The organism is Amycolatopsis sp. NPDC004169 (assembly GCF_040610315.1).
GTDB lineage: Bacteria > Actinomycetota > Actinomycetes > Mycobacteriales > Pseudonocardiaceae > Amycolatopsis.
Genome location: NZ_JBEXMD010000039.1, coordinates 62,343 through 88,492, shown reverse-complemented (window position 1 = coordinate 88,492; position 26,150 = coordinate 62,343). Strand labels below are relative to the sequence as shown.

The 26,150-nt window shown below is 72.0% G+C and carries 20 protein-coding genes and 1 pseudogene; 6 read left to right on the top strand and 15 right to left on the bottom strand.

Features of this window, described 5'->3' with window-relative positions; translation table 11 throughout:
- The first annotated feature begins 24 nt into the window (after positions 1-24).
- Positions 25-588, top strand: a complete 564-nt coding sequence (locus ABZX11_RS37550; RefSeq protein ID WP_354922480.1) for a TIGR03086 family metal-binding protein — start codon at positions 25-27, stop codon at positions 586-588.
- Positions 589-856: 268 nt separating this feature from the next.
- Here ABZX11_RS37550 and ABZX11_RS37545 read toward each other — a convergent pair whose 3' ends face one another.
- Positions 857-1,294, bottom strand: a complete 438-nt coding sequence (locus ABZX11_RS37545) for a hypothetical protein (RefSeq protein ID WP_176176112.1) — start codon at positions 1,292-1,294, stop codon at positions 857-859.
- A 45-nt stretch (positions 1,295-1,339) separates the two neighbouring features.
- Positions 1,340-2,809 (bottom strand): aldehyde dehydrogenase family protein, encoded by a 1,470-nt coding sequence (locus ABZX11_RS37540; protein WP_354922476.1) that lies wholly within the window; start codon positions 2,807-2,809, stop codon positions 1,340-1,342.
- 175 nt (positions 2,810-2,984) lie between these two features.
- On the opposite strand from ABZX11_RS37540, the gene dxs reads away from it, so the two are divergent.
- Complete coding sequence (dxs, locus tag ABZX11_RS37535; protein ID WP_354922473.1) at positions 2,985-4,895, top strand: 1-deoxy-D-xylulose-5-phosphate synthase; 1,911 nt, start codon at positions 2,985-2,987, stop codon at positions 4,893-4,895.
- Between the two features lie 212 nt (positions 4,896-5,107).
- On the opposite strand, the gene ABZX11_RS37530 is transcribed toward dxs, so the two are convergent.
- The 5 genes and pseudogenes from ABZX11_RS37530 to ABZX11_RS37510 all read right to left on the bottom strand — a co-directional run bounded on the left by ABZX11_RS37530 (position 5,108) and on the right by ABZX11_RS37510 (position 11,934).
- Complete coding sequence (locus ABZX11_RS37530) at positions 5,108-6,559, bottom strand: cytosine permease (protein WP_354922470.1); 1,452 nt, start codon at positions 6,557-6,559, stop codon at positions 5,108-5,110.
- Positions 6,556-7,914, bottom strand: coding sequence for an aminobutyraldehyde dehydrogenase (locus ABZX11_RS37525; protein ID WP_354922467.1), 1,359 nt, complete (start codon positions 7,912-7,914; stop codon positions 6,556-6,558). Before ABZX11_RS37525 ends, ABZX11_RS37530 begins: the two co-directional genes overlap by 4 nt.
- Entirely contained in the window at positions 7,911-9,554 is a 1,644-nt protein-coding gene (locus ABZX11_RS37520) for a thiamine pyrophosphate-binding protein (protein ID WP_354922464.1), read from the bottom strand. The genes ABZX11_RS37525 and ABZX11_RS37520 overlap by 4 nt, the downstream gene beginning before the upstream one ends.
- Complete coding sequence (speB, locus tag ABZX11_RS37515) at positions 9,551-10,495, bottom strand: agmatinase (RefSeq protein ID WP_176176118.1); 945 nt, start codon at positions 10,493-10,495, stop codon at positions 9,551-9,553. Before speB ends, ABZX11_RS37520 begins: the two co-directional genes overlap by 4 nt.
- A pseudogene (locus ABZX11_RS37510) lies at positions 10,488-11,934 on the bottom strand (sodium:solute symporter). The gene speB and the pseudogene ABZX11_RS37510 overlap by 8 nt, the downstream one beginning before the upstream one ends.
- A gap of 152 nt (positions 11,935-12,086) precedes the next feature.
- On the opposite strand from ABZX11_RS37510, the gene ABZX11_RS37505 reads away from it, so the two are divergent.
- The 3 genes from ABZX11_RS37505 to ABZX11_RS37495 are packed head-to-tail and all read left to right on the top strand — an operon-like array spanning position 12,087 to position 15,363.
- On the top strand, positions 12,087-13,529 hold the full coding sequence (locus ABZX11_RS37505; protein WP_354922460.1) for a PucR family transcriptional regulator: 1,443 nt from the start codon (positions 12,087-12,089) through the stop codon (positions 13,527-13,529).
- A gap of 35 nt (positions 13,530-13,564) precedes the next feature.
- Positions 13,565-14,242: a response regulator transcription factor gene (locus tag ABZX11_RS37500; RefSeq protein WP_167441650.1), complete on the top strand. Its 678-nt coding sequence runs from the start codon at positions 13,565-13,567 to the stop codon at positions 14,240-14,242.
- The gene (locus ABZX11_RS37495; RefSeq protein ID WP_354922457.1) at positions 14,239-15,363 is read left to right on the top strand and encodes a HAMP domain-containing sensor histidine kinase; all 1,125 of its coding nucleotides are present in this window, start codon (positions 14,239-14,241) and stop codon (positions 15,361-15,363) included. Before ABZX11_RS37500 ends, ABZX11_RS37495 begins: the two co-directional genes overlap by 4 nt.
- A gap of 92 nt (positions 15,364-15,455) precedes the next feature.
- On the opposite strand, the gene ABZX11_RS37490 is transcribed toward ABZX11_RS37495, so the two are convergent.
- Entirely contained in the window at positions 15,456-16,532 is a 1,077-nt protein-coding gene (locus ABZX11_RS37490; protein WP_354922454.1) for an alpha/beta hydrolase, read from the bottom strand.
- Complete coding sequence (locus ABZX11_RS37485) at positions 16,526-18,055, bottom strand: PHP domain-containing protein (RefSeq protein ID WP_354922451.1); 1,530 nt, start codon at positions 18,053-18,055, stop codon at positions 16,526-16,528. Before ABZX11_RS37485 ends, ABZX11_RS37490 begins: the two co-directional genes overlap by 7 nt.
- A 70-nt stretch (positions 18,056-18,125) precedes the next feature.
- Here ABZX11_RS37485 and ABZX11_RS37480 point away from each other — a divergent pair, with 70 nt between their 5' ends.
- Positions 18,126-18,554: a hypothetical protein gene (locus ABZX11_RS37480; RefSeq protein WP_254897246.1), complete on the top strand. Its 429-nt coding sequence runs from the start codon at positions 18,126-18,128 to the stop codon at positions 18,552-18,554.
- Here ABZX11_RS37480 and ABZX11_RS37475 read toward each other — a convergent pair.
- The 6 genes from ABZX11_RS37475 to ABZX11_RS37450 form a co-directional block, all read right to left on the bottom strand.
- Complete coding sequence (locus ABZX11_RS37475) at positions 18,551-20,662, bottom strand: 3-hydroxyacyl-CoA dehydrogenase NAD-binding domain-containing protein (RefSeq protein ID WP_354922448.1); 2,112 nt, start codon at positions 20,660-20,662, stop codon at positions 18,551-18,553. The two genes, ABZX11_RS37480 and ABZX11_RS37475, sit on opposite strands and share 4 nt — an antisense overlap.
- Positions 20,662-21,852 (bottom strand): thiolase family protein, encoded by a 1,191-nt coding sequence (locus tag ABZX11_RS37470; protein ID WP_176178276.1) that lies wholly within the window; start codon positions 21,850-21,852, stop codon positions 20,662-20,664. Before ABZX11_RS37470 ends, ABZX11_RS37475 begins: the two co-directional genes overlap by 1 nt.
- Before the next feature lie 127 nt (positions 21,853-21,979).
- On the bottom strand, positions 21,980-22,609 hold the full coding sequence (locus ABZX11_RS37465) for a DUF998 domain-containing protein (protein ID WP_354922445.1): 630 nt from the start codon (positions 22,607-22,609) through the stop codon (positions 21,980-21,982).
- A 60-nt stretch (positions 22,610-22,669) separates the two neighbouring features.
- Positions 22,670-23,656 (bottom strand): hypothetical protein, encoded by a 987-nt coding sequence (locus tag ABZX11_RS37460; RefSeq protein ID WP_354922442.1) that lies wholly within the window; start codon positions 23,654-23,656, stop codon positions 22,670-22,672.
- The gene (locus tag ABZX11_RS37455; RefSeq protein ID WP_354922439.1) at positions 23,653-24,813 is read right to left on the bottom strand and encodes a hypothetical protein; all 1,161 of its coding nucleotides are present in this window, start codon (positions 24,811-24,813) and stop codon (positions 23,653-23,655) included. The genes ABZX11_RS37460 and ABZX11_RS37455 overlap by 4 nt, the downstream gene beginning before the upstream one ends.
- Positions 24,814-24,914: 101 nt before the next feature.
- On the bottom strand, positions 24,915-26,126 hold the full coding sequence (locus ABZX11_RS37450; RefSeq protein ID WP_354922436.1) for a hypothetical protein: 1,212 nt from the start codon (positions 26,124-26,126) through the stop codon (positions 24,915-24,917).
- Positions 26,127-26,150: the final 24 nt, after the last annotated feature.

Genomic DNA, 26,150 nt, shown 5'->3' with positions numbered 1-26,150 from the left:
GGTGGTGGTCGGCACACTGTGCCCATGACTGCTCTCGACGACTTCGACCTCGCAGCTTCGACGGTGACCGGCCTGGTCACCGCGGTCCGTGCGGACCAGTGGGCACTCCCGACGGCGTGCACGGAGTGGGACGTGCGCGCGGTGGTGAACCACTTGGCGCACGGCAACGCGAAAGTGGCCTTCTGGGCGGGAACGGGCCCACCGGCCCCGGACGGTGACTACGTGGGTGACTCGCCGGCCGAGGCGTTCGTGGCATCGGTGGCGGCGGCCCGGGAGGTGCTGGCCGAGCCGGGGTTGTTCACGCGGCAGGTGACGACGCCGCTCGGCGAGGTGCCGGGGGTGTTCTTGGTGCACATGAGGGTGAACGAGTACCTGGCCCACGGCTGGGACATCGCGGACGCGACCGGGCAGCCGAGGGATCTGGCGCCGGAGCTGGCCGCGCGGGCGCTGGAGCAGTGGCGGTCCCGGTTCGGGACGGCGCCGAGGCAGGCGGGCGGGCCGTTCGGGCCGGAGGTGGAGCCGGAAGGGGAGGCAACGGCGGCTGATCGGCTGGCGGCGTTCCTCGGCCGGAAGGCGGTGAGGGGATAGGCGGTGTGACGGCGGCCGGGCGGTTCGCGGGCGCGGGTGACTCAGCGGCGGCGGCCGGTTGGGCGGTTGGCGGCCCATGGGGTGCTCGGCGAACGGTGCTGCGCGGCGGCCGGTGAGCAGTGGGCCGTGTGGAGGGTGACCCACTGGGGTGAGGCAGCGGTCGGCGCGTTCGGCGGTCGCTGGGTGACTGTGGGCGCGGCTGACGGCTGCGTAGCTGCATGGCCGCCGCGGAGCGGCGGCGGCTCACCGCGGCGGCATACCGCGTTGCTCAGCCTGCCCGGCGTACCGCGAACGCCGCCGCGAGGCCGGTTGCCGTCATCGCGACCCCCGACACCAGCAGCACCCAGGCCCCGGAACCCGGGACCACCCGGGCCGCCGGCTGGATGCGGGTCACCCCCGGCAACGTCACCACCAGGTGCCGCAACACCACCCCCGTCACCACCAGCCCCGGCAAGCTCGCCATGGCCAGGGGCTCGTCCTGGTGGCGGGCGAACGTCAGGTACGCCAGCGTCACCGCGATCAGCACCGCCGCCGCGCACACCAGGCGCAAGCCCAGGTCCAGCTCCGGGTCCGGCGTCCCCGGCGGGAGCACCCCCGGGTACTCCGCCGTGCGCAGGGTCAGGCCGGCCAGGACACCCAGGGCCGCCACCCCCACCAGTACGGCCCGCGGGCCGCGGAGCCGCTTCCGTGGTCGCTGTTCGTCCACTCCGGCCTCCCCTGCTTCGCCCGTGGACGCAGCATAAGGCGGCTTTCAGCCCGAGAACCAGCGTTGCGGCGCCGGCCGGAGGTTCTGGTAGATGTGCTTGACCTCGGTGTACTCCGCCAGCCCTGTCGGGCCCAGCTCGCGGCCGAACCCCGACTGCTTGTAGCCGCCCCACTCGGCCTGGGGCAGGTACGGGTGGTAGTCGTTGATCCACACCGTCCCGTGGCGCAGCCGGCCCGCCACGCGCTGCGCCCGCCCCGCGTCCTGGGTGAACACCGCGCCCGCCAGGCCGTAGTGGGTGTCGTTGGCGATGCGGACCGCGTCGTCCTCGTCGGTGAACGTCTCCACCGTCAGCACCGGGCCGAACGACTCCTCGCGCACCGCCGACGAGCCCTGCCGCACCTGGTCGAGGATGGTCGGCAGGTAGTAGAAGCCGTCGGCGAGCGCCGGGTCGTCCGGGCGACGGCCGCCCGTGCGGAGCACCGCTCCCTCGGCCAGCGCGGCCGCCACGTACGCCTCCACCTTCGCCCGGTGAGCCTCCGAGATCAGCGGGCCCGTCTCCGCCCGCGGGTCGAACGGGCCGCCCAGGCGGATCCGCTCCGCCCGGCGCACCAGCTCGGCCACGAACTCCTCGTGCCACTCCCGCTGCACGATCAGCCGCGCGCCCGCCGAGCACACCTGGCCGGAGTGCAGGAACACCGCCGTCAGCGCGTAGTCGACCGCCGTCTCGAAGTCGGCGTCGGCGAATACCACGTTCGGGTTCTTTCCGCCGAGCTCCAGTGCCACCTTCTTGACCGTGCCCGCGGCCGCCGCGGCGATCACCCTGCCGGTCGCCAGGCCGCCGGTGAACGACACCAGGTCGACGTCCGGGTGCGACGCCAGCGGCGCACCCACCTCGGCGCCCACGCCGAGCACCAGGTTGGCCACGCCCGGCGGCAGCCCGGCCTCGGTGAGCAGCTGCAGGAACCGGATCGCCGTGTGCGGGGTCAGCTCGCTGGGCTTGAGCACGAACGTGTTGCCCGCGGCCAGCGCCGGCGCGATCTTCCACACCGTCTGCAGCAGCGGGTAGTTCCACGGCGTGATCAGCCCGCAGACGCCGACCGGCTCGTGCACGATCCGGCTGATCGCGTCCGGGTTGCCGGTGTCGACCACGCGCCCGGCGTCCTGCGCCGCCAGCTTGCCGAAGTAGCGCAGGCAGGCCGCGATGTCGGCCATGTCGTACCGGCTCTCCACCAGGCGCTTGCCGGTGTCGAGCGACTCGGCGCGGGCGAACGCCTCCGCGTCGCGGTCCAGCAGGTCCGCGGTGCGCAGCAGCAGGTCACCGCGCAGGTGGGCGGGGGTGCCGGGCCACGGGCCGGTGTCGAACGCCCGGCGCGCCGCCGCGATGGCGGCCTCGGTGTCCTTGGCCGTGCCCTCGGCGACCGTCGCGACCAGGGAGCCGTCGGCCGGGCAGCGGATCTCGCGCCGGCCGCCGTCCACCGCGTCCACCCAGTCGCCACCGATGAGGAAGTCCGCCATGCGGCCCATTCTCGTGGCCACGCCGCGTGACCGCCACAGCGCCGCGGCGGGCCCCGGTTCACCCCGGCTGCTGACCTGCGGTCGCGCTCCGGTTGTGACGCCGGACGCGGCCTGCGGTGATGCTCTAGCAGGTCTCCGTAGACTGGCCGGAACCGAGCGAGTGAGGTGGAGACGAGTGACGATGCTGGAGTCCGTTGGCGGACCGGCGGACCTGAAGCGCATGAGTGTCGAGGACCTCGGCGAACTGGCCGCGGAGATCCGGGACTTCCTCGTCGACAAGGTGCGCCGGGCGGGTGGCCACCTGGGGCCGAACCTCGGCGTCGTCGAGCTGACCCTGGCGCTGCACCGCGTGTTCGACTCGCCGCGCGACGCGATCGTGTGGGACGTCGGTCACCAGGCGTACGTGCACAAGCTCGTCACCGGCCGCGCGGCCGGGTTCGACCTGCTCCGCCAGACCGGCGGGGTCACCGGTTACCCCTCGCGCGCGGAGAGTGAGCACGACTGGGTGGAGAGCAGCCACGCGTCCTCCGGTCTGTCCTATGTGGACGGCCTGGCGAAGGCGTTCGAGCTGGCCGGCGGCGGGCGGCACGCGATCGCCGTCGTCGGCGACGGCGCGCTCACCGGCGGCATGTGCTGGGAGGCGCTCAACAACATCGCCGCCCACCGCGAGCGCCCGGTCGTCATCGTGATCAACGACAACGGCCGCTCGTACTCGCCGACCATCGGCGGCCTGGCCGACCACCTCGCGGCGCTGCGCCTGCAGCCCGGCTACGAGCGGCTCCTCGACGGCGGCCGCGAGATCCTCAAGCACACCCCGGTCGTCGGCAAGCCGATCTACGCCGCCCTGCACGCGGCGAAGGCCGGGCTGAAGGACGCGCTCAGCCCGCAGGCGATGTTCTCCGACCTGGGCCTGAAGTACCTCGGTCCGGTCGACGGCCACGACCAGGTGGCCCTGGAGAAGGCGCTGCACAGCGCGAAGGCCTTCGGCGGTGCCGTCATCGTGCACGTGGTCACCGAGAAGGGGCACGGCTACGCGCCCGCGGTGAACAACCAGCACGACCAGATGCACCAGACCGATCCGATCGACCCGGAGACCGGGCTGCCGCCGGTCAAGGGGCCGAGCTGGACGGGCGTGTTCGGCTCCGAGCTGGCGGCCATCGGCGCCGAGCGCGAGGACGTCGTCGCGATCACCGCGGCGATGCTGCGGTCGACCGGGCTGGACAAGTTCGCCGAGGCGTTCCCGGACCGGTGGTACGACGTCGGGATCGCCGAGCAGCACGCGGTCACTTCGGCGGCCGGGCTGGCCATGGGCGGGTTGCACCCGGTCGTGGCGATCTACTCGACGTTCCTCAACCGGGCGTTCGACCAGGTGCTGATGGATGTGGCCCTGCACCGGCTGCCGGTGACGCTGGTGCTCGACCGGGCCGGGATCACCGGGCCCGATGGGCCTTCTCACCACGGTATGTGGGACCTGTCCCTGCTCGGGATGGTTCCGGGGATGCGGGTTGCCGCCCCTCGGGACCCGGCGACCCTGCGTGAGGAACTTCGTGAGGCTGTGGCCGTTTCCGATGGGCCTACTGCTTTGCGGTTCTCCAAGGGGAAGGTCGGGACCGATGTTGCCGCCGTCGAGCGGGTCGGGACCGTTGATGTGCTGCGGCGGCCGGCTGAGGGAGCGGACGTTCTCCTGGTGACCGTCGGTGCGTTCGCGACGCTGGGACTTGCTGCTGCTGATCGGCTTGCCGATCAGGGGATTGGGGTTACCGTGGTGGATCCGCGGTGGGTTCTTCCGGTCCCTGCTGAGCTTGTTGCGCTGGCCTCTCAGCACAAGTTGGTGGTCACTGTCGAGGACAGCGGTCGTCACGGTGGGTTCGGGTCTGCCTTGGCCGGCCTGTTCCGGGATGCCGAGTGTGATGTTCCGTTGCGGGATCTGGCTGTTCCTCAGGCTTTCCATGATCATGGGAGCCGGGATGAGGTTCTGGGGCGGATCGGGTTGACTGCTCAGGATGTTGCTCGGCGGGTTACCGAATGGGCCTCTGGGCGATTGGGGACTGCTGAGGAGCCTGCCGCGAAGAACGCTGATCGGTAGTTTTCTGCCGGGGTTTCAGCTCGCGTCGGGTTTCTGCCGTGGCTTTAAAGATTGTCCTCGCCGGACGGGCAGGCTCTGGGATGACCCTCCGCTGGTCGGTCATCCCGTCGCCTGATTGAGGCCTATCACTTTGAGCCAGGCCCGCAAGGTTGCGTAGTCTTCTCGCCTTGTGCTTTGGGTTGCGGGCCTGGCTCAAAGTGATTTTTGCGGCCTCAGGCGACGGGATGACCAACCAGCTCGGTTTGTGGGTTCCTCGTTGGGGGGAATACCTGTGGGGGCTCTGGGAACAGCTTCACCAGGAGGGGGTAGGTGATTGCGGCCGTCAGCAAGGTTGCCAAGAGGCTGATGTCCACGCCTCCTGCGATGTCTTTCAGGGGGCCGGTGATCATCGGTGTGTTTGCGCACAACAGGCCCAGTGTTGTTGCCGGGAGCCATGCTGCCATTGCTCGCCAGTTCACCCCCTTTGCGAACCAATAGCGGCCGCCCTTGCGGCCCTCGTTGAACACCTGCAGGTCCGCTACGTCGTACCAGCCTCTTCTCTGCACGAAGCCGATCATCATGATCACCATCCAGGGGCTGGTGCACAGGACGATCAACGTTGCGAACGCGTTGATGCTCGACACCATGTCCAGTACGAAATTGCCCACGAAGATGAAGGCCACGCTCAACGTCCCGATCAGCAGCGTTGCCCGGACGCGGGAGAGCTTCGGGAAGATCGAGCTGAAGTCCAAGCCCGTTCCGTACAGCGATGTCGTTCCGGTGGACAGGCCGCCGATCAAGGCCACCACGATCAGGGGGATCGCGTACCACAACGGGGAAATCGCCGTCAGGCCCGTGATGTAGTCGGCCGGGTTTGCCACCAGGGTTGCCGTGGCGATGCCGAAACCGAACGGGAGCAGCGTGGCCACCTGGGCCAGGAACGGCGCCGTCAGCAACGAGCGTTTGCTGAACGACGCCGGGATGTAGCGGGCCCAGTCGCCGAGGAAAGCTCCGAACGAGATCGGGTTCGCCAGGGCCGTCAAGGCCGCCAACGTGAACGTCGGCCAGAACGTTCCCAGTGCGTACGCTCCCGTTCCCGGGTAGCCCGCGTCGAACGTTCCGCCGTAGGCCACGATGCCCAGGAGCATGATCGCCGTGCCCAGGACCACCGCGATGCGGTTCACCAGGAGCATGAACCGGTAGCCGTAGATGCACACCACCAGCGTGGCGATCGCGATCACGCCGTAGGCGATGCCGCGCAGGAGCGCTCCTCCGTCGAAACCGAACAGGCGCTGGGCCGCCCCCGCCACCGCGTCGCCGCTCACCCACACCGAGATCGCGAAGAACGTTATGGCCGTCAGCAGGGACAGGAACGAGCCGACGCACCTGCCGACCACGCCGAAGTGCGCACCCGATGACACCGCGTTGTTCGTGCGGGTTCTCGGGCCGAACAACGCCATCGGGGCCAGGACCAGGCCGCCCACCACCACTCCGAGGGCCGTTGCCAGTACCGCGTCGCGGAAGCTCAAGCCGTACGCGATCGGGAGGGTGCCCAGGATGATCGTCGCGAACGTGTTCGCGCCGCCGAACGCCATGCGGAACAGGTCGCGGGGGCGGGACGTCTGGTCCTCCGGCGGGATCGGGGCGATGCCGTGCTGCTCGACCTCGGTGATCTTCTCGCTCATGCGAACCTCGTCATCACGTGCTTGACGCGGGTGTACTCGGCGAACGCGTACGCCGAGAGGTCCTTGCCGTGGCCGGAGTGGCCGAAGCCGCCGTGGGGCATCTCCGCCACCAGTGGCCCGTGCGTGTTCACCCACACGCAGCCGAAGTCCAGGTCCGCCGACACGCGGGCGGCCACGGCCAGGTCGCGCGTCCAGACCGACGACGCCAGTCCGTACGGGACGCCGTTGGCCAGCGCCACGCCCGCCGCTTCGTCCGGAAAGGACTGCACGGTGATGACCGGGCCGAAGATCTCCTCCTGGACGATCTCGTCGTCCTGGCGCACGCCCGAGATCACCGTGGGGGCGTAGTGGAAGCCCCGGGAACCGAAGCGGGTGCCGCCGGTTTCGATCCGGGCGTGGGACGGCAGCCCGGCGATGAGGCCTTCGACGCGGGCGAACTGGGCCGCGCTGTTCAGCGGTCCGTAGTCGACGCCCGGTGTCTGCGCCGCGGCCGTCTTCGCCAGCTCCGCCAGGAAGTCGTCGTGGATCGAGTCGTGGACGAGCACCCTGCTGCCCGCCGTGCAGTCCTGGCCGGCGTTGTAGAACGCCGCGCCCACGATGCCCGCCGCCGCCGCCGCGATGTCGACGTCCGGGAAGACCAGCAGGGGTGCGTTGCCGCCCAGTTCCAGGTGGGTCCGCTTGAGGTCGGCGGCCGCCACCGTCGCCACGTCGATGCCCGCGCGCGTCGACCCGGTGATCGAGACCAGGGCCGTGATGGGGTGCTTGACCAGGGCCCGGCCGGTGTCGCGGTCGCCGGTCAGCACGGTGAACGCCCCCGGCGGCAGGTGCTCCGCGGCCACCGAGGCCAGCAGCAGCGCCGTCGACGGGGTCGTCTCGGCCGGCTTCAGCACCACCGTGTTGCCCGCCGCCAGCGCCGGGGCGATCTTCCAGACCGCCATCATCAGCGGGTAGTTCCAGGGCGCGATCTGCGCGCAGACGCCGACCGGCTCGCGGCGGATCACCGACGTGTGCCCTGGCGTGTACTCGCCGGCCGCGGTGCCCTCCAGGTGCCGTGCCGCCCCCGCGAAGAACCGCAGGGCGCTCACGCACTCCGGGATCTCCTCCTCGAGCACCACCGACCGGATCTTGCCCGTCTCGCGCACCTCGAGGTCGGCGAACTCGGCCGCCCGGGCTTCGAGCGCGTCGGCGATCTTCAGCAAGGCCAGCTGCCGCTGCGCCGGGGTGCTGCGCCGCCAGGTCGCAAACGCTTGCGCGGCCGCTTCCAGCGCCGCGTCCACTTCGGACCGGCCGGCGACGGGGCTGGTGCCGAACACCTCGCCGGTGGCCGGGTCGGTCAGGTCGAGCGTGCGGGTCATGCCTTCTCCAGGTGGGTCGGCGCGAACAGCTTGAGCAAGGCGGGCAGGACGACGACCGACGGCCCGGGCGTGCGCAGCGCCGCGGCCAGGTCCGCCCCCACGGTGTCGAGGGAAGACAGCCGGGCGGGTACGCCGAAGGAGGACGCCAGCGCCACGAAGTCCGGCCGGGTCAGCTCGGTGGCCGTCGTCCGGCCGAACGCGTCGGTCAGGTACTCGCGCAGGACGCCGTAGCCGCCGTCGTCGACGATCAGCCACGTGACGTCGAGGCCGTGCTGGACCGCGGTCGCCAGCTCGGCGACGCCGTACATCGCGCCGCCGTCGCCGGACACCGCCAGTGCCGGGCCGCCGGCGGCGGCACCGCCGAGCGCGGCCGGCAGCCCGTAGCCCAGCCCGCCCGCGCCCTGCGCGGTGTGGATCGGCGCGCCCTCGGGGTTCCACGCCGACCAGGCCCAGTACGCCGCGATCGTCATGTCCCAGAACGTCTGCGTGCCCTCGGGCAGGGCCGCCCGGATGTCGTCCACGAGCTTCCGCTCGACGGCGAGGTCCTGACCGTCCAATCGGGACTCGACCCGCGACAGCAGCTCCGAGACGGCGGCCTCGGCCCGGCCGTCGGACGCGCGCATCGGCACCCACTCCAGCAGCGCCTGCAGGGTGAGCCGCACGTCGGCGTGGATGCCGAGGCCCGGGTAGTTCGACTCCAGCTTCCCGAGGTCGGCCTCGACCTGGACCACCCGGCCGCGCGGGGCGAACTCGCGGTAGTTGCTGGACAGCTCGCCGAGACCGGAGCCGAGCACCAGCAGCACGTCGGCGGCCGCGAGGAACTCCGTGGTGTGCCAGTCCTCCAGCCACGACCGCCCGGACAGCTCGTGCGCCCAGGGGAACACGCCCTTGCCGCCGAAGGTGGAGATCACCGGCGCGCGCAGGGCCTCGGCCAAGGCCAGCAGCTCGGCCTGCGCGCCCGACCGCAGCGCCCCGCCGCCGGCCAGGATCACCGGGTTCGCCGCCGCCTCGAGCAGCCGGGCGGCCTCGGTGACCAGCTCCGGAAGGGGTTCCAGCGGCGGAGCAGTGGCCGACACCGACGTGATCGGCGGGATCCCGGCCGGCCCGAGCAGCACGTCCTGGGGGATCTCGACCCACACCGGGCCGTAGGGCGCGGTCGCCGCCGACGTCCACGCCTCGCGCAGCGCCGACGGGAGCTGGCTCGCCCGCCGCACCACGTGCACCGACTTCACCACGTCCCGGAAGCTCGCCTGCTGGTCGGGCAGCTCGTGCAGGTAGCCGTGCCGCCCGCCGCCGAGGCCGGCGACCGGGACCTGGCTGGAGATGCCCAGCACCGGCACCGAAGCCGCCCGGGACTCCTGCAGCGAAGCCAGCGTCAGCAACGCGCCCGGCCCGGTCGAGACGATCAGCGGCGTCACCGGCACCGGGCCGTCCGGGGCCGCCGCGAGCCGGGCGCGGGCGTGCCCGTCGGCGGCGAAGGCGAGGTTGTTCTCGACGCGCCCGCTGACCACGCGCAGGTCGCCCGCGCGCCGCAGCGCCTCGAACAGGCCCAGCGCGTGCTGGCCCGGCAGCCCGAACACCGTGTCGGCGCCCAGTGCCCGCAGGGTCTCGACGACGACGTCACCGCCGATGCGGGTCATTCGCCCTTCCCCAGTGCCAGCAGGCTCACCAGGTCGTAGGCGACGTGGGAGGCCGCGATGGCGGTGATCTCCGCGTGGTCGTAGGCCGGGGCCAGCTCGACGACGTCCGCGCCGACCAGGTTGAGGTCGCGCAGCCCGCGCAGGATCTCCAGCAGCTCGCGGCTGGTCATCCCGCCCGCTTCGGGGGTGCCGGTGCCGGGCGCGTGGGCCGGGTCGAGCACGTCGATGTCGACCGAGACGTACAGCGGGCGATCGCCGATGCGCTGCCGCAGTGCGTCGACGGTCTCGGCGACCCCGCGGCGCATGACGTCGCCGGAGGTGACGATGCCGAACCCGAGCCGCCGGTCTTCTTCGAGGTCGCGCTTGCCGTACAGCGGCCCGCGCGTGCCGACGTGCGACAGCGCGCTCGTGTCGAGGATCCCTTCCTCCGACGCCCGCCGGAACGGGGTGCCGTGGGTGTACGGCTCGCCGAAGTAGGTGTCCCAGGTGTCGAGGTGCGCGTCGAAGTGCAGCAGGGCAACGGGTCCGTGCTTCTTCGCCGCCGCGCGCAGCAGCGGCAGCGCGATGGTGTGGTCGCCGCCGACGGTGACCAGCCGCGTCCCGTCCGCCTGCAGCGCTTCGGCTTCCTGCTGCAGCGTCTCGATCGCCTCGCCGATGTTGAACGGGTTGACCGCGATGTCCCCGGCGTCGACGACCTGCTTCTCCTCGAACGGCGAGACGTCCAGCTCCGGGTGGTACGGCCGCAGCAGCCGGCTCGCCTCGCGCACCGCGGCCGGGCCGAACCGCGCGCCGGGCCGGTAGGACACGCCGGAGTCGAAGGGCACCCCGACGACGGCGACGTCGGCGCGCTCGACCTGGTCGATCCGCGGCAGCCGCGCGAAGGTCGCGAACCCGGCGAACCGGGGGACGCGCGACGAGTCGAGGGGTCCGATGTTAGGCACTGGTGGGCTCCTGTTCCCGGGTTTCGATGGGTGCTTCCCGGCCGCTCAGGCGGTCGGTCCAGACGGAAAGGATGGTCTCGGAGGTGCGGGGCGTGGCCAGGCTGACGGCGAGGTAGACGACCAGGCTCGCGCCGAGGCCCCAGTAGATCGGGGTGTTGGCGTCCACGCCGTCGATGATCATGAACGCGATCACCGAGAGCGTGCCGGCCACCATCGACGCGTACGCGCCCTGCCGGGTGCCGCGCTTCCAGAACAGCGCGCCGACGATCGCCACCAGCAGGCCGCCGACCAGGATGTCGTAGGCGATGGTGAGCGCGTTGACGACGTCGTCGACCACCATCGCGATGCCGATGGCCAGCAGGCCGAGCAGCAGCGTGGCGAGCCGGTTGCTGCTGACCTCGCCGCCCTTCTTCAGGCCCAGCTTGGTGAGCAGGTCCGACGTCGTGGTGGTGGAGCAGGCGATCAGCGCGCCGCTGGCCGTCGACATCATCGCCGAGAGCGCGGCGGCCAGGACCAGGCCGCGGACACCGGTCGGCAGGAGGCGCTCGACGATCGTCGCGAACGCGTCCTGCGCGCTGGCGATGTCCGGGTAGAGCGCGTGCGCGGCGGTGCCGATCAGGGCGCCGGCCAGGCCGTAGACCAGGCAGTAGACGCCGGAGGTGATGCCGCCGGACGTCGCGATCGCCGGGGTGCGGGCGGTGAACATCGCGCTGCCAGATGTCCTGGCCGATGAGCAGGCCGAAGGTGTAGATGACGAAGTAGGTGACGATCGTGTCGGTGCCGATCGAGGTGAAGCTGAAGAAGCTCGCGTCCAGCTTTTCGCTCATCCCGCTGAAGCCGCCGGCCGAGCTGATCGCGACCGGCAGCAGGATGGCCAGGATGCCGATGGTCTTGATGACGAACTGGGCGATGTCGGTCAGCGTGATCGACCACATGCCGCCGAGCACCGAGTAGAGCACCACGATCGAGCCGCCGATCGCGATCCCGGCCCAGTTCGGCAGGTCGAACAGCACCTTGAAGATGGTCGCGAAGGCCAGCGTCGAGGTCACCGTGAGCATCAGCGTGTAGCCCCACATCACGACGCCGGACACCGCGCTGGTGCGGCCGCCGTAGCGCAGGTCGAGCATCTCGCCGACGGTGTAGACCTTCAGCCGCACCAGCCGCCGCGCGAACAGCGCGTGCAGCACCAGGATGCCGACGCCGATGCTGACCACCAGCCACATGCCGGAGATGCCGAACTTGTAGCCGAGCTTCACGCCGCCGACGGTGGACGCGCCGCCGAGGACGACGGCCGACATCGTGCCGGAGTACATGAACCAGCCCAGCCGCCGCCCGGCGACCAGGTAGTCGGACTTCGTCTTGGCGAGCTTGAGGCCGTACCAGCCGACCCCGAGCATGCCCGCGATGTACAGCGCGATCACTGCGTAGTCGCCGGTCACGGTGTCCTCCTCACGTCGGTTTCGGGTCACCGTAAGTTCGCCCGCCACCCCCTCGGCATGGGATGATTCATCCCCTTGTCGACATGGTGGGGGATGGAATGACCCGTAGCCCGGATGCAGCGCACGCCGAGGTGAATGTCCCGTTACGGGACGTGGTCGGCAACCGGGAGCTCGCGCTCGAGGTCGTCGGCGAGACACTGCGGCCGGGCGCACTGGACCTGCCGGTCCGCTGGGCCCACGTCAGCGAGCTGCAGGACCCCGCGCCCTACCTGGTCGGCGGCGAGCTGATCCTCACCGCGGGCGTCAACCTGCCCGAGCGGATCGACCGGTACGTGCGCGGGCTGCGGGACGCCGGCGTGACGGCGCTGGGCTTCGGGCTCACCCCGAACGTGCACGAAACGCTGCCGGAGTCCCTGCGCCGGGCCTGCGCGCGCCGCGGGCTGCCGCTGGTGGTCGTGCCGCCGCGGACGCCGTTCCTGGCCATCAACCGGGCGGTGTCGGTCGCGTTGACCGAGGCCGGGCAGCGCGACCAGCGCCGGATCACCGCGGCCCGCGAGACGCTGACGCGGGCGGCGGGTGGCGGGCTCGGCGAGCTGACGTCGGCGCTGGCGGCGGTGCTGCGGTCCTGGGTCGCGCTGGTCGGCGCCGGGGACGTGCTGGCCGCGGCGCACGACGCGCCCGCGCCGCTGCCGCCGGAGGTGCGGGAACTGATGGCGACCGTGCGGGCGGGCAGCGGGATCCGGAGCGCGACCACCGAGACCGGCGGCGGGTTCGTCGTCGTCCAGCCGGTGTACCCGCAGGCCACCGCGTCGCACCTGGTGGTCGTCGGCCGGTCCCGGCGGCTGGCGGGGGCCGACCGGGCGATCCTCGCCGTCGGCGCGGCCCTGCTCGGCCTGGTCGGCCGCGCGGGCTCGGACGCGGCCGAGCTGGGCGCGGCCACCACCGGCCTGTTGCTCGGGAGCGCGTCTTCGGCGGAAGTGGCCCGGTCGCTGCTGGGGTCGGAGGTGGTCCGGCTGGTCGCCGGGGCGGCGTACCGGCGGGGCCCGGACGAGGTGGCCCAGCGCCCGGACTGGCTGCGGGCGCGGCTGGACACGCCGCTGGTTTCGGTGTCACCCGGGCGGTTCGTGGCCATCGCGGGGTCCGCGCCGCCGCTCGCGGTGCTGGAGGACCTGCGCGGGCACGGGTGGCTGGCGGCCGTGGGCTCGCCGGCCCCGGCCGGGCAGCCGTCGGACGGCGAGGTCGACCTGCTGCTCGCACGGGCGCGGGCGCTGGGCCGCCCGGTGGTCGCCGGGGACTCGCCGCTGGACCTCGACGCGTGGGTGGACCCGGGCGCCTCCCGGGAGTTCGCGGCCAGGGCGCTGGCGCCGCTGGTGGCCCTCGACGAGGCCGGCGACCGGTCGCTCGTGCTGACCCTGCGGACGTGGCTGGCCCACCACGGCGGCTGGGAACCGACGGCCACGGAGCTGGGCGTGCACCGCAACAGCGTCCGGCACCGGATCGCGCAGGTGGAGAAGGCACTGGGGGTGGATCTGGGCGACCCGGAGGTCCGGATGCGACTGTGGTTCGCCCTCCGGTGGGTGGCCCTGCATCCTTAAAGGGCACTCTCAGGAAAATATGGGATTGTGGGCTCGTGCGAGTTTTGGTAGTCGAGGACGAAGAACCCCTGGCCGACGCGATCGCCCGCGGGCTGCGCCGTGAGGGGATGGCCGTGGACGTCGCGCTCACCGGCGACGACGGGCACGAGAAGGCTGCCGTCACCCGGTACGACGTCGTGCTGCTGGACCGGGACCTCCCCGGGATGTCCGGTGACGAGCTGTGCCGGGAGATCGTCGCGTCCGGGGAGCTGACCCGGGTGCTGATGCTCACCGCGAGCAGTTCGGTGTCCGACCGCGTGGACGGGCTGTCGCTGGGTGCCGACGACTACCTCGCCAAGCCGTTCGCCTTCCCCGAGCTCGTCGCGCGGGTGCGGGCGCTGGGCCGTCGCGCCACGCCGGCCGCACCGCCGCTGCTGACCGCCGGCGACGTCGAACTGGACCCGGCCAAGCGCACGGTCCGCCGCGCGAGCGGGCCGGTCGAGCTGACGCGCAAGGAGTTCGGCGTCCTCGAGGTGCTGCTGCAGGCCGCCGGATCCGTGGTCAGCAGCGAGGAACTGCTGGAACGCGTCTGGGACGAGAACGCCGACCCGTTCACCACGACCGTCCGGGTCACCGTGATGACGCTGCGGAAGAAGCTCGGCGAGCCGGGGATCATCGAGACCGTCGTCGGTTCCGGGTACCGGGTGCCGGAGCCCGGCGCTTCCCGCGCGTGAACCTGCCGGGCACCCGCACCCTCCGCGCCCGGATCACGCTGCTGGCGACCGTGCTGGTCGCCGCCGTCAGCCTGCTGCTGCTCTGGCTGGCCTGGACGCTGGTGCGGGACTCGCTCGACACCGTCCCGCAGATGCCGCCGGGCAGCGTGGTGGTCGTCGACGGCGTCACGGTCGACGCCTCGACGCTCGCCGAGCACCTGCGCGTGCACGCCCGCGACCGGATGCTGCTGTTCGGCTCGATCGCGTTCCTGCTGGTGGTCGCGGCCGCGGCCATCCTCGCCTGGACGTTCACCTCGCGCGTGCTGCTGCCGCTGCGCGAGATCACCGGCACCGCGCGGCGGCTGTCGGTCGAGTCGCTGGGGGAGCGGATCGGCGAGCTCCGCTCCCGCGACGAGCTGGCCGAGCTGGCGAGCACGTTCGACGACATGCTCGACCGGCTCCAGGCGGCCTTCGACGCGCAACGCCACTTCGTCGCCAACGCGAGCCACGAGCTGCGGACGCCGTTGTCGGTGATCCGCACGGAACTCGACGTCACCCTCGCCGACGACGAAGCCGACGAAGCCGAGCTGCGGCGGATGGCCGGCGTGGTCCGCGACGCGACCGAGCGCGCCGGGCAGCTGGTCAATTCCCTGCTGCTGCTGGCCCGCACCGACGGCGCCGGGCTCGGCGTGCGCGAGCCGGTCGATCTCGCGGTCGTCGTCGACCGGGCGTGGCGCGCCGTGCACCGGGAAGCCGCGCAACGCGGCATCCGGGCGACGTTCACGACGCCGCCGGCGTCGGCGTTCGGGGACCCGGCGCTGCTGGAGCGGATCGCGGGCAACCTGCTGGAGAACGCGGTCCGCCACAACGTCGAGGGCGGCTGGCTGGAGGTCGTGACGCAGCCGGGGCCGCGGTGGTCGATGCTGCGGGTCCGCTCGTCGGGCGGTCTGCTTGACCCGGCGGCGGTGCCGGAGCTGTTCGAGCCGTTCCGCCGCGCCGGCGTGGCCCGCACCGCCCGCCACGGCGCGGGCCTGGGCCTCTCGATCGTCCGGGCCGCGGTGTCAGCCCACGGCGGAACGGTGACGGCCGAGCCCATCGTGGGCGGCGGCCTCGCCGTCACGGTCCACCTCCCGCCCCACTGACCGAGCGCCAAGAGGCATCTCGCGTGACTGCAGGGGCATCACGCGTGATCAGAGAGGTATGACCCCGCCAGTCACGCGTGATGCCTGCTCAATCACGCGTGATGCCCCAGGGCGAGGGCGGCGCGGAGGACTCCGGCGGCGTGGAGCAGGGCCGCGCGGGCGTCCGGGTCCACGCCTACTCGGTTGGCGAAGCCGTGGAGCTGGCCGTCGTGACGTCGGTGGACCAGCGGGACTCCCGCCGAAGCCAGGCGGTGAGCGTAGGCCTCGCCTTCGTCGCGGAGGAGGTCGAAGCCGCACGTGGCCACGTACGTCGGGGGCAAGCCTTCGAGGGTTTCGTCGTAGAGGACCGACGCGCGGGGGTCCTGATAGGACTCCGGGTCGCGGAGGTACTGCGCGCGGTACCAGGCCCACTCGTCGTGGTCGAGGCGGAAGCCCGAGCCGAACTGCCGGTGCGAGCGTGACGAGCCGAGTGCGTCCGTCGCCGGGGTGAGCAGGAGGCTGAACGCCGGCCGGGGCAGCTCGCCGCGGGCGGCCGCGTGGGCCACCACCGCCGCGAGGTTGCCGCCGCTGCTGTCGCCGCCCACCGCCAGCCGGGCCGGGTCGATGCCGAACTCCTCCGCGTGGGAAACGACGAAGGCGAACGCCGCCACCGCGTCCGAAGCCGCCGCCGGGAACGGGTGTTCCGGGGCGAGCCGGTAGCCGATCGACACCACCCGCACCCCGGCCTCCTCGGCCAGCAGCCGGCACGCGCCTTCGTGCGTGTCGATGCTGCCGAGGACGAACCCGCCGCCGTGGAAGTACACGATCGCCGGCGCGGGCGCCGGGACGCCGGCCGGCTCGTACAGCCGCAGCGGCAGCGGTCCGCCCGGCCCGGGCCACGACCGGTCGCGGGTCCGGACGCCGGGGCAGACGCCGGCGCCGGCCAGCGCCCCGGCCAGGTTCAGCTCGGCCCGCGCCCGCACCAGGCTGCCGTTCCGGTGCGGGGCGTCGAACGGCGCGAGCCGCGACACCCGCATGAGCACCTGGGCGGTGAGGACCGGCTGACGGCCGTCGACGACGACCGGGCGCCCGGCGATCACCCGCAGCACCGGTGCGGGGAGCCGGAGCAGGAAGCGCAGTCCGGCCATGATCGACCGCACGAGCAGCCGCCGGGACAGTCCATTCAGCACAGGTCCACAAATATCGGATTCCCGTACAACCACAAGTCCTCGAACGGGTCCGCCTGCCCGACGACGTCCGGCGTGGGCTCGGCATTGCCGTTCGAACCCCGGACACGCAGGTAGAACGGGTCACGCACGTTCCGGAACGTGTGCCGGAAGGTGACCTGCCGTCCCGGGGCCCACCGCGGCTCGAACGACTCCACGACCCGCGTACCCGGCGCGGTCATCGTGTCGCGGTCGGCGACCGGGCCGGTCACCGGGCCCGAAACGACGTCCAGGCGCGCCAGCCGCGGCACCGAGCCGCCGCCGTTCGGCCGGTCCGCCAGCCGCGCGCGCACGACGACCGTGACGTCGGAGCCCCGCCGCACCCGCAGGCGCCCGCCGAGCGTCGTGGCGGAACCACCGCCGTGCGCCTCGACCTCGAGGCCCTGGACGAGACCGCCGTGCGCCAGCCAGATCCGCCCGGCCCGCAGGCCCTCCAGCACGCCTTCGAGGCTGCGCCGCGTGACGCCGACGTACGTCCGGCTGAACTCGCCGGGGTAGAAGTCGGCGTACGGCGCGGACAGCTGCGGCCGTCCCGAGTCGACCGGGTCGGGGAACCTGCCGTGCGTGTCGTACCAGTCGCCCGGCACGTCCGGGCGGACCAGCGTGTCGCCCCGGTTGTAGTGCGAGTCGGAGTTCGTGGTGATCCACCACGGCTTGCCCTCGGCGAGCAGCGAATCCCACAGCCCGCCGACCTTCGCCGTCGCCCAGTCCCAGCCGCCGTGCGTCCGGTAGGCCTCGGCCGGGTAGCCCGGCCACGAGTTCGGGCCGGGGTTGTTGGCGTAGCCGCCGCGCGCGCCGCCGTTGCCAAGCGGCTGGGGGAAGCCGTCGGCCTGGGCGCCGGGCGCGCCCTCCATGCCGATGACGATGCCCGGCGCGGCGTCGCGGTAGGCCCGCAGCTCGTGCGGGGCGACGCGGCCGTTGCGCAGCGGGTGGTTGATCAGCACCACGGGCGCGTGGATGCGCTTCGCCCGTTCCTCGGCAGCCAGCCAGCGCAGGGCCCGCAGCGCGAGGGCCTCGTTCGCCGGGCTCGACGCCTCGGAGTTCGTCAGCCGCCAGTCGAAGGTCCGCTCGAACTCGCGCAGCTTCGCCGCCTGCTCCGAACCGGCCTGGAAGAACACGGTCGCGTGCTCGGCACCCGGGACGTTCCACTCCATGCCGTGCCACAGCAGCAGATCGGGGTACTTCCGGCGGGCGGCGAGGAAGTCGGCCTCGGTCGGCTCGACCGACACCTTCTCGTGCTCGGCGTGGCCGTGGTCGGTGAAGACGATCCAGTCCGCGCCGTGCGCCCGCCCGCCGCGCGCGATGTCGTCGATCCGGTACATCGCGTCATAGGAGTACTGGCTGTGCGTGTGGTGGTCGCCCACCAGCCACTGGTAGCGGCCGCACACGCGGCCCGGGTCGAGGTCGGCGGGAGCCGGGAGGGGCACGCTCGCGGCGGCGGCCGCGAGGCCGGCGCCCTTGAGGAACCGGCGTCGATCGGTGGTCACGGCGGGGGACGCTAAGCCGCCTGAGTGAACGGGCGGTGTCCGGCGGCCGACGTGTGCTGTGATCTTCGGTGTGGAGGAGAAACGCCTGACCCGGGTGGTGCCGCCGGTGATCGCGCTGGCACTGGCCGCGGGCGCCGGGCTCGCGTTCTTCATCGCCGCGCTCGTCCGGCCACCGGACCTGCCGGTGGACACGAACCCGGCGCCGCTGGCCGGGCACACGTTGTGCGCGGCGGTCGTCGTGGTCTTCGAGTCCGACGCCGGGATGCGGTCGGCCGAGACGGCGATCCGAGCCGAGCCGAAGGCCCGGCGGGTGTTCGTCGACCCGCCGTCGGTGTCCCTGCTCGCCGTCCCGGGTACCGACCTTAAGGCGTGGGCGCAGGAGCTGCACGCCCGCTACCGGACCGCCGAGCGGGTGACGGTGATCGACTCCGACGCGACGGCGGCGCAGCTGAAACTCACCGCGCCGCCGCCGAAGTGCCCTCGTGAGGGCGAGTACTAGCGCGTCGGGACCGAGGCCACGCCCGGGGCGAGGAACGGCTTGCCGTTGACCCGCTCGGACACGCCGGAGCGGTCCAGGTACGGCGTGATGCCGCCGTTCCAGAACGGCCAGCCCGCGCCCAGGATCAGGCACAGGTCGATGTCCTGCGCCTCGGCGACCACGCCCTCGTCGAGCATGATCCGGATCTCCTCGGCGATTGCGGCCAGCGCGCGCTCGCGCACCTGCTCCGAAGTGGACGGCCGGTCGCCCTGGGTCCAGAGCTCGACGACCTCGGGGTCGGCCGACTGGTTGCCCTGCGCGTCCCAGATCCAGACGCCCTTCTTGCCCGCCTTGACGAACTTCGCGAGGTTCTCGGACACGGTGAACCGGTCCGGGAAGGACTCGTGCAGCGTCTCGCCGACGTGCAGCGCGATGGCCGGGCCGACGAGCTGCATCAGCGTCAGCGGCGTCATCGGCAGGCCGAGCGGCTCCAAGGCCTTGTCGGCGACGTCGAACGGCGTGCCCTCGTCGACGGTGACCAGCACCTCGCCGAGGAAGCGCAGCAGCAGCCGGTTGACGACGAACGCCGACGCGTCCTTCACCAGCACGCTGGACTTCTTCAGCTGCTTGCCGACCGAGAACGCCGTCGCCAGGGCGGCGTCGTCGGTCTTCTCGCCGCGGACGATCTCCAGCAGCGGCAGCACAGCGACCGGGTTGAAGAAGTGGAAGCCGACCACGCGCTCGGGGTGCTGCAGATTCGACGCCATCGCGGTGATCGACAGCGACGAGGTGTTCGTCGCCAGGATCGCCTCGGGCTTGACGTGCTGCTCCAGCTCGGCGAACACCTGCTGCTTGACGCCCAGTTCCTCGAAGACGGCTTCGATGACGAAGTCGGCGTCGGCGAACGCGGCCTTGTCGAGCGAGCCGGTGACCAGCGCCTTGAGCCGGTTCGCGCCGTCCGGGGAGACGCGCTTCTTGCCCAGCAGCTTGTCGATCTCGGCGTGGACGTACCCGACGCCCTTGTCGACGCGCTCCTGGTCGACGTCGGTCAGCACGACCGGCACCTTGAGGCGGCGGACGAACAGCAGCGCGAGCTGGCTGGCCATCAGGCCGGCGCCGACGATGCCGACCTTGTTCACCTTGCGGGCCAGCGACTTGTCCGGCGCGCCCGCCGGGCGCTTGGCGCGCTTGTTGACCAGGTTGAACGAGTACAGCCCGGCGCGCAGGACGTCGGACATGAGCAGCTCGGCGAGGCCGTCGGTCTCGGCCGCGTAGCCGCGGTCGAGATCGTTTTCCTTCGCGAGCTCGAGGAGCTCGACGGCCTTGGTGGCGCCCGGCGAGGCGCCGTGCGTGCGGCCGTCCACAATGGACTTCGCGCGGGCGATCGCCGCGTCCCACGCCGAACCGCGGTCGATCTCGCGGCGGGCCGGGGTGATCTCGCCGTTGACCACCTTGGCCAGCCAGAGCAGCGACTGCTCGAGGTAGTCGGCCGAGCCGAAGACCGCGTCGACGATGCCGAGCTCGGCCGCCTGCTTGACGTTGAGCATCTTGTTCTGCGCCAAGGCGTTTTCGATGATCACCGTCACGGCCGCGTCCGCGCCGATCAGGTTCGGCAGCAGCTGCGTGCCGCCCCAGCCCGGGAACAGGCCGAGGAAGACCTCGGGGAAGGCGATGGCGGCGGTGTTCTCCGACAGCGTCCGGTAGTGGCAGGACAGCGCCAGCTCCAGGCCGCCGCCCATGACCGCGCCGTTGACGAAGCCGAACGTCGGGATCTTCGACTCGGTGAGGCGGCGGAACACGTCGTGCCCGGTCTGGGCGATCTCGCGCGCCAGCTTCGGGTCGCTGACCTGCTCGACGCCGGAGAGGTCGGCGCCGACGGCGAAGATGAACGGCTTGCCGATGACGGCGATCGCGGCCGGCTCGGCGGCGAAGGCCTCGTCCAGCGCGGAGTTCAGCGACACCAGGCCCTGCGGGCCGAAGGTGTTCGGCCGGGTGTGGTCGTGGCCGTTGTCGAGGGTGATCAGCGCGACCTGCTTGGTCAGGCCGGGCACCTTGATCAGGCGGGTCTTCGCGTGGGTGACGACCTCGTCCGGGAACGCGGCCTTCGCCTCTTCAGCGGTGAAAGTCATTACTTCGCCCCCTCGAACGCCGGGTTCTCCCAGATCACGGTGCCGCCCATGCCGATGCCGATGCACATCGTGGTCATGCCGTAGCGCACGTCGGGCCGCTCGGCGAACTGGCGGGCCAGCTGCGTCATGAGCCGGACGCCGGACGAAGCCAGCGGGTGACCGCACGCGATGGCGCCGCCCCACTGGTTGACGCGCGGGTCCTCGTCGTCGATGCCGAAGTGGTCGAGGAAGGCCAGCACCTGCACGGCGAAGGCTTCGTTGATCTCGAACAGGCCGATGTCGTCGATGGTCAGGCCGGTGCGCTTGAACAGCTTCTCGGTGGCCGGCACCGGGCCGATGCCCATGACCTCCGGCTCGACGCCGGCGAAGGAGTAGCCGACCAGCCGCATCGCGACCGGCAGGCCCAGCTCGCGGGCGGTTTCCTCGTCGGCGAGGATCGACGCGGTGGCGCCGTCGTTCAGGCCGGCCGCGTTGCCCGCGGTGATCCGGCCGTGCGGGCGGAACGGCGTCTTGAGGTTCGCCAGCTGCTCGACGGTGGTGCCCGGCCGCGGCGGCTCGTCCTCGGTGGCCAGGCCCCAGCCGAGTTCGGCCGACCGGGTGGCGACGGGCACGAGCTCCGGGCCGATCTTGCCGGTCTTGACGGCTTCGGCGTAGCGCTCCTGGCTGCGCGCCGCGTAGGCGTCGGTGCGCTGCTTGGTGATCGCCGGGAAGCGGTCGTGCAGGTTCTCGGCGGTCTGGCCCATGACGAGCGCCGTCGGGTCGACGAGCTTGTCGGCGATGATCCGCGGGTTCGGGTCGACGCCCTCGCCCATCGGGTGGCGGCCCATGTGCTCGACACCGCCGGCGATGGCGATGTCGTAGGCGCCGAAGCCGATGCCGGACGCGGCGGTGGTGACGGCCGTCATGGCGCCGGCGCACATGCGGTCGATGGCGAAGCCGGGCACCGACTTCGGCAGCCCGGCCAGCAGCGCGGCGGTCCGGCCGATGGTCAGGCCCTGGTCGCCGATCTGGGTGGTGGCGGCGATGGCCACCTCGTCGACGCGCTCGGGCGGCAGCTCGGGGTGCCGCCGCAGCAGCTCGCGGATGGCGTTGACGACCAGGTCGTCGGCCCGGGTCCCGGCGTACATGCCCTTGTCGCCGGCCTTGCCGAAGGGGGTGCGGACCCCCTCGACGAAGGCGACGGTGCGCACGCCCCGCGCGGTCGGCGCGAGCGGCGTTGCTGGTGCGGCCACGAATGCTCCATGAAGTAGACGTTGTTAGCCGCACGATAGCCCTTGTTACCCACCGGTAACCAGTGGTGTGGCCCGGTCGAGTGGGCTACGGCACACTCTTGGGCTTCAGCGTCCCGCCTTTGACGGCCCAGGCGACGCCGAACGCCTCCACGGCGACGGCCTCCAGCCACAGCGCCGGGTGCAGGTCCGGGGTGAGCCCGAGGTACTTGGCCCCGGCGATGAGCACCAGGCAGACGAGGATCACGCCGCCGCAGACCCGGTAGAGGGCGCCGAACTTCTCGGGCTGTTCGCCGTCGTGCGGGAAGAGGCGGAGGCAGAAGTACGCGAGGGAGAGGAAGAACACGGCCGCGAAGGCGAGGTGCAGGACGCCGGCCGTCCGGTCCCACGCCGTGACGTCGCGGTCGGGGGTGGTCGGGAACAGCGCGAGCCCGATCGCCCCCAGCCCGGCGACGGTGCTGACGATGTTGTCGATGTAGTCGTGGCCGTAGTAGGCGAGGAGGAACACGCCGACCGCGCACATCGCGCCGACCAGGACGTCCCGCAGGTCGGTGTAGTAGTAGCTGCTCAGCGAGCCGAGGAGGTCGCCGCCCTGAACGAGCTGCTTGCCGAGGATGAGCACGAACGGCAGCGCGAGGCCGATGAGGCCGATGGCGCGCCGGAGGAACAGGTACGAGTGGACGAGGGTGTTCTGCGGGGATCTGGTCGCCGTGGTCATGGCCGCCTCCGAGGGTTCACTCAGGTGGATCGGCGGCGAAGTGCCCAGGGGTGAGGCTTGTTACCGCGCAGTTGTCCAAGTTCTCAGCTGATCGTTACGGAGTTCGGCGAAGGTGCCGTCGCGGTGGGCGGTGGGGGTGAAGCCTTCGAGGAACCCGATTCGGGCGCCTTCGGCCGGGTCCCAGACCTCCAGCCCGGCTTCGGCAGCCACGTACAGGAGGCTGCCGTGGCCCCACATGCGTCCGGTGGGCCCGGCGAACATCCCGGTGCGGCGGCCGGTCCCGGCGTCCCAGAGCTCGACGCCGTTGGCGTCCTGCAGGGCGACGGTGTTCTCGTCCACCCAGGCGATCGGGGTGTCCCAGGTGTCGTCGCGGTCGGCGAGGTGGCGTGGGTGTTCGGCCGCGTACCGGTCGCCGCCCAGCCAGGCGGCGAGGTCGATGGCCAGGGGGATGCCGACGGGGTGCCAGACCCAGCCGTCGGTGACGAGCAGGCGCTCGGACGGGCTCGGGTGGAGTGCGCCGAGGAAGTAGCCGAGGTAGTGCTCGGGATACGGCTGCCCGCGCTCCGGGAACGGGATTTCCCGGTCGGTCAGCAGCTCTCCGCCGGGCAGGGCGAACACATCGAGGCGGTCGCAGTCGGTGGCCGCGACCACTTTCGCCGTTTCGCCTTCGCCGACGAAGGCCAGCGGGTACCGGGTGAGTTCGTTGTCGTTCCAGTCCCGGTCGAGATCGAGCACGGTGACCCACTCGTCGAGGTCGACGACGGTGGCGAACTGGCCGTAGTCGGAGACGACCGCGGCGAATCGCCCGTCGCGCGAGGTGTGCAGGCCGCGGCGCGGGCGGTCGGGGATGTCGCGGATGTCTTCGCAGGTTTCTTCGGGCAGCTCGACCGGGCCGACGAGCCATTGGTCGTCGTCGGTGATGCGGACGAAGCCTTCCTCGGTGAGGGCGAGCCAGTGGCCGGGCATGGGAGCCAGGCAGCCGTCGTTGAGGGGACGGACGGGGCAGGCGCGGGAGGACCAGGTGCTGCCGAGGTCTTCGGTGGTCATGCTGCCGGTGTCCCCGAGTCGGCGGTCCAGGTGCGGAGCTGATCGTTACGGAGTTCGGCGAAGGTGCCGTCGCGGTGGGCGGTGGGGGTGAAGCCTTCGAGGAACCCGATTCGGGCGCCTTCGGCCGGGTCCCAAACCTCCAGCCCGGCTTCGGCAGCCACGTACAGGAGGCCGCCGTGGCCCCACATGCGCCCGGCGGGCCCGGCGAACATCCCGGTGCGGCGCCCGGTCCCGGCGTCGTAGAGCTCGACGCCGTCGAGCATCCGGTCGTCGGCGATGCCCATCTTCTGGATCGCGACGGTGTGGTCGTCCACCCAGGCGATCGGCTGGTCCCAAACGTGCTCTCGGCCGAGCGTGAGGCTTCGCCCGTGCTCGGCCGCGTGCCGGTCGCCGCCCAGCCACGCGACGAGGTCGACGGCCTCCGGCGCACCGATGGGGTGCCAGACCCAGCCGTCGGTGACCAGCCATCGCTCGGTCGGGCTCGGGTGCAGCGCGCCCTGGAAGTAGTCGAGGTAGTGCTCGGGTTCGGGCTCCCCCTTCTGCGGTGCCGCGGTTTCCCGGTCGGTCAGCAGCTCTCCGCTGGGCAGCGCGAACACGTCGAGGCGGTTCCAGTCCGTGCCCGCGACGACCTTCGCCGTCTCGCCTTCACCGAGGAAGGCCAGCGGGAACCGGGTGAATTCGTTGTCGTTCCAGTCCCGGTCGAGGTCGAGCACGGTGGCCCACTCGTCGAGGTCGACGACCGTCGCGAACTGGCCGTAGTCGGAGACGACCGCGGCGAACCGCCCGTCGCGCGAGGTGTGCAGGCCGCGGCGCGGGCGGTCGGGGATGTCGCGGATGTCCACGGGATTCTCTTCGGGCAGTTCGACCGGGCCGACGAGCCATTGGTCGTCGTCGGTGATCCGCATCAAGCCCTCTGCGGTCAGGGCGAGCCAGTGGCCGGGCACGGGTGCCAGGCAGCCGTCGTTCAGCGGGCGCACCGGGCAGGGGCGGGTGGACCAGGTGCCGCCGAGTTTCCGGTCCCGCACCAGGATTTCGGGCTCGCCGTGCCAGCCCGAGGGGAAGCTTTTCTGGTCGGCCCGATCGGCGCAGGCTTCGCAGACCTCGACCAGCGCGGCCGGCGTGCACTCGGCGCAGACGAGGTCGTAGTGCGTGCCCACGCCGGTGAGGTGGCGGGTGGACGAGGGAGGTTCTTCGACAGCCAGATGCAAACAGGTGCGCAGGGTGCCGATCGGGCCCGGGTGTCCGCAGGGGAGGGGGGTCACGCTGCTGGTGTCCAGGTCCGGAGCTGATCGTCGCGCAGTTCGGCGAAGGTGCCGTCGCGGTGGGCGATGGGCGTGAAGCCTTCGAGGAGCCCGACCCGGGCGCCGTCGGCGGGGTCCCAGACTTCGAGCCCGGTTTCGGCGGCGACGTAGAGCAGGCCGCCGTGGCCCCACATCCGTCCGGCAGGCCCGGCGAACATCCCGGTGCGGCGCCCGGTCCGTGCGTCGTGCAGCTGGATGCCGTCGATCGGCAGGTCGTCACCGATTTGTTGCAGGGCCACCGTTTCGTCGTCCACCCAGGCCATCGGCACGTCCCATGAATCGCGGAAAGCCAGCGCCTGACCGTGTTCGGGTGCGTGCCGATCGCCGGCGAGCCAGGTCGCGCAGTCGAGCACCAGCGGAATCCCCTCGGGCTGCCAGACCCAGCCGTCCGCGAGCAGGAACCGCCCGGACGGGCTCGGCAGCAGCGCGCCGAAGAAGTAGTCGAGGTAGTGCTCCCGGTTCTCCTCACGGCTCGTCACGCGTTCGGTGAGCAGGCGCCCGGTGGCCGCTTCGAAGGCATCCAGCCGGTTCCAGTCGGTGGCGGCGACGACCACGGAGCCGAGGAACGCGACCGGGAAGCGGACTGTCTGGGGGTGGTAGCCCTGCCGGTCCAGCGCCAGGGGCGCCGCACCCGAGGCGAGGTCGACGACCACGCCGTGGCGGCCGTAGTCGGTGACCGCTGCGGCGAACCGGCCGTCGGCGGCGGTGTGCAGTGCCGGTTCGGGTGCCTCCCCCGGTCCCGTCGGCGGGGACTCCGGCGGGAGGTCCACGACCGAGATGTGCCGAGGCTCCGGGTCGAGCGCGACGAGGCCGTCGGCGGTCCAGGCGAGCCAGCCGGCCGGCAAGGCTGCGAGGCACCGGTCGTTGAGCGGGGTGACCGGGCAGGCCGTGGTCGTCCAGGCGCCGCCGAGGTCCCGGTCTCGCCGGAGGATCTCGGGACTGCCGCGCCAGCCGAGGTCGGCGCCGCCTTCAGCGCGTTGGAAGCAGCCGGCGCAGGCGTCGAGCAGCTCCGGGGCGTCCGCGTCGGCACAGGACTTGCACAGCAGGTCGTACCGGGTCGCGACGCCGGTGAGCACGCGGAAGCAGTCCGGGCCGTTGTCGGTGGTGAGGTGGGCGCAGACACGCGCCCCGGCGGCCGGTGCGAGATGGCCGCACGGAAGAGCTTTCACCACTTCAGTGTCACCCCGCCCCGC

What these genes read in the sequence shown, in the direction of transcription:
- ABZX11_RS37530 (WP_354922470.1), bottom strand. Translation starts at nt 6,559, where the DNA reads ATGAGCGAGAAGATCACCGAGGTCGAGCAGCACGGCATCGCCCCGATC.
- ABZX11_RS37520 (WP_354922464.1), bottom strand. Translation starts at nt 9,554, where the DNA reads ATGACCCGCATCGGCGGTGACGTCGTCGTCGAGACCCTGCGGGCACTG.
- ABZX11_RS37465 (WP_354922445.1), bottom strand. Translation starts at nt 22,609, where the DNA reads ATGACCACGGCGACCAGATCCCCGCAGAACACCCTCGTCCACTCGTAC.
- ABZX11_RS37525 (WP_354922467.1), bottom strand. Translation starts at nt 7,914, where the DNA reads ATGACCCGCACGCTCGACCTGACCGACCCGGCCACCGGCGAGGTGTTC.
- ABZX11_RS37550 (WP_354922480.1), top strand. Translation starts at nt 25, where the DNA reads ATGACTGCTCTCGACGACTTCGACCTCGCAGCTTCGACGGTGACCGGC.
- ABZX11_RS37540 (WP_354922476.1), bottom strand. Translation starts at nt 2,809, where the DNA reads ATGGCGGACTTCCTCATCGGTGGCGACTGGGTGGACGCGGTGGACGGC.
- ABZX11_RS37475 (WP_354922448.1), bottom strand. Translation starts at nt 20,662, where the DNA reads ATGACTTTCACCGCTGAAGAGGCGAAGGCCGCGTTCCCGGACGAGGTC.
- ABZX11_RS37460 (WP_354922442.1), bottom strand. Translation starts at nt 23,656, where the DNA reads ATGACCACCGAAGACCTCGGCAGCACCTGGTCCTCCCGCGCCTGCCCC.